The 2,653-nt window shown below is 65.8% G+C and carries 2 protein-coding genes; both read right to left on the minus strand.

From position 1 onward, the window contains the following. Window positions 1-118 precede the first annotated feature (118 nt). Window positions 119-1,309, minus strand: a complete 1,191-nt coding sequence (locus ABNT58_RS05110) for a hypothetical protein (protein ID WP_348752427.1) — start codon at window positions 1,307-1,309, stop codon at window positions 119-121. Between the two features lie 4 nt (window positions 1,310-1,313). Further along, complete coding sequence (locus ABNT58_RS05115; RefSeq protein WP_348752428.1) at window positions 1,314-2,630, minus strand: type VI immunity family protein; 1,317 nt, start codon at window positions 2,628-2,630, stop codon at window positions 1,314-1,316. Window positions 2,631-2,653 lie beyond the last annotated feature (23 nt).

Below are 2,653 nucleotides of genomic sequence, written 5' to 3' on the forward strand. Positions count from 1 at the left end.
CAGCCTCAGCTCGTCGAAGTACCGCGTGCGGGCTTCATGGGGTGTCAGCACCCGGCCAGGCTGGGTGGGGTAGTCAAAGGTGTTGCTGGGGGTCATGAGGGGCGAGCCAAAGATCGCGCTACTGGGTGTGGTCAGCGCTGCCGTCAACGCTGCCGAATGGACCGCACGATGCGGTCCCACATGGCCAGCGCCTCGGCGTCCGACAGGGGCGAGGCGACGGGCTCGGGCCCCCCTCGCCGACGATCAGTCGCAGCTCGAAGTCAGGCTTGTCCAGCGTGGTGGCCTGGGTGTAGGCATGCTGGCCGAGCAACACATGGACCGGCTGGGGTCGGGTGTCTGGCACCACTTGCCAGGCGTGCTGGCGTGTCAGCAGTTCGTGCCAGGGCAGCCCGGGGCCGACCGTGGTGGTGCGGTCGCGCAGCACACGCATCTTGAGCCGGGTTTCCGGGGCCAGGTCCGGTATGCGTTCATAGAACGACTCCCGCGTGCCAGCATCGAGCATGCCCTGGTAGGACACTTCCAACAGGAGGGGTTGCACCGGCTGGGCCACCCAACGGATGTCGAAGTCGGTCCGCTCGGTGTCCTGCCCCGCATCGAAGACCACGCCACCGAAGCAGAAGCCGGGGCGGGACGGCGTGGCTTTGGTGAGGGCGAACAGCTTGGGGGAGATCGACTTGAGCCGATCTTCCGGATCCTCAAAATCGATCATCTTGTACATCTGCCGCAGGTCTGCCATGTCGGGGTACTTCGGATACGCCTTGGCCTTCAAGATCACATACCGCGTGCCGACGAGTTGATGCAGCTCCACCTGTTGCCCGATGTAGGAGTAGTCGTTGGTCATGCGGCGCAAGACAAAGGCCGTGGGCGCCAACTGCGTCTCTTGCAGGAGCATGGCTTGGCCTGTGTTGCTGTTCACCGTCTGCGCCAGGCGATGGCGATAGTTGCGGTAGGCGTAGCCGAACGCTTCGGGGCTGTGGTTCGCATTCTTGACCTGCCCCTCCACCTGCTTATGGTCGATATCCATGCCGTAAAACAGCGTGAACATGCGGTACCACTCGTCGGTACCTTCCGTGTGCGCCTGAAAACCCTTGGGCAACTCGATCATGTAGCGGCCCAGGCAGTGCCATTCGTATTCGGTCGGGGTAGGCATGGTGTGATTCCCAAAGTAAAACGGCCGCCAGTAGGGGTTGAGGCCGCCAACGCTGGCCGCGACCAGGGCTGCCAGTGCAAGCACCAGCCCCTTCCAACGCCGCGGGGTGCTGCGCCAGCGGTCGTGCACGCGCTGCCAGGCGCTACCGGCCGAGCTCACCGCCTCATCCCCTGAAGTACCAGACCACCCCACCGGTCGGCCCAACCGCCTCGGCAGGCATCGGCTCACCCAGCTTCATGTGCACTTCCTTCATCCGCAGGTGCGGCGCAAACCAGGTGCCTTCTTTCGGGCAGGGCTGACCAGGCCGGGCCGACAGCGGGATGGCACGCTCCGGTGCCGGCGGCGCCAGCACGGGCGGCGCGCCGGGTGTCCACGGCGTCACCGGGCCGTCTTGCGGCAGGTCGAAGCGCGCCAGCCAGGCGCGGCTGTTCTCTTCGTCGGCATGCTCGATGTCTTCCATGTAGGTGTGCAGCCCGGTGTGGTCCGGGTTGCGCAGGGCGCGCACCACCCGGTTGACCGCGGCATAGGGGGCGAGCAAGCCTTCTTCCGGCGCGCCCAGGCGTGGCAACGGCCCCGCTTGCACCAGCAGGCACTGTCCCTGGCGTTCGACCGCGATCTCGGGCTGGTCCACAAACGCGTGCCGCAAGGCGGCCTCGCCGCCCAGGCGCTCAACGAACACGTCGCCCAGCAAGGTGATCCAGTTGACCCCCTTGATGTGCCCCGCCAGGATGACGTTGGCGCCGGGCTTGAGGTAGCCGAACACAGGGCCTGTGCGCCGATCACCTTCCTGCGACAGGATGCGGTAGGTGTTCTTCTCGTAGTAGGCCATGGCGTCGATCTCCAGGCCGGTGAAGCGTTTGGCCAGGGCGTACTCCATCGGCATGTAGCGGTCGTAGTCGAACGGCAGCGACGAGGTCAGGCCGCCATAGCCGCCGCGCACCGGCAGCGTCCGGCACACGAAGCGCAGGTACTCGTGGTACTGCGCCAGGCCCACCTCACTGTCGGCCAGGTGCCAGGGCAGCAGGAACTTCAAGTACGACAGCATGCCGCCATCGCCGATGGTGGGATGGCGGGAGTTGGTCAGCGTCTTCAGCGCGTACTCGGGCGCGGTGTACGGGTCGGTCACGTCCGCGCGGACGAACTCGATCCGTTCGAAAGGCGGCGCCTCGAGAATCATTTTCCGGGTGCTGGCGACACCCTTGCTCGTCTTGGCAGTGAACTTGGTACGGGTGGAGTGCCCGCCACGCAGGTGCTTGCCAAAGCGCTGCTCAAAGCCATCAAAGCACTGCACCAGGGCCTGGCGCACGTCCGCGTCCGCGCCGCGTTCGTAGACCACGGTGGCAAACAGGGTCGGCACCACCAGGTTGCGCCCGTCTTCGGCTTGCAGCCTCAGCTCGTCGAAGTACCGCGTGCGGGCTTCATGGGGTGTCAGCACCCGGCCAGGCTGGGTGGGGTAGTCAAAGGTGTTGCTGGGGGTCATGAGGGGCGAGCCAAAGATCGCGC

Source organism: uncultured Aquincola sp., from assembly GCF_964001545.1.
Lineage (GTDB): Bacteria > Pseudomonadota > Gammaproteobacteria > Burkholderiales > Burkholderiaceae_C > Aquincola.

Bases quoted from the DNA above. Each gene is read 5' to 3' on its own strand.
- ABNT58_RS05115 (WP_348752428.1), bottom strand. From the start codon at position 2,630: ATGACCCCCAGCAACACCTTTGACTACCCCACCCAGCCTGGCCGGGTG.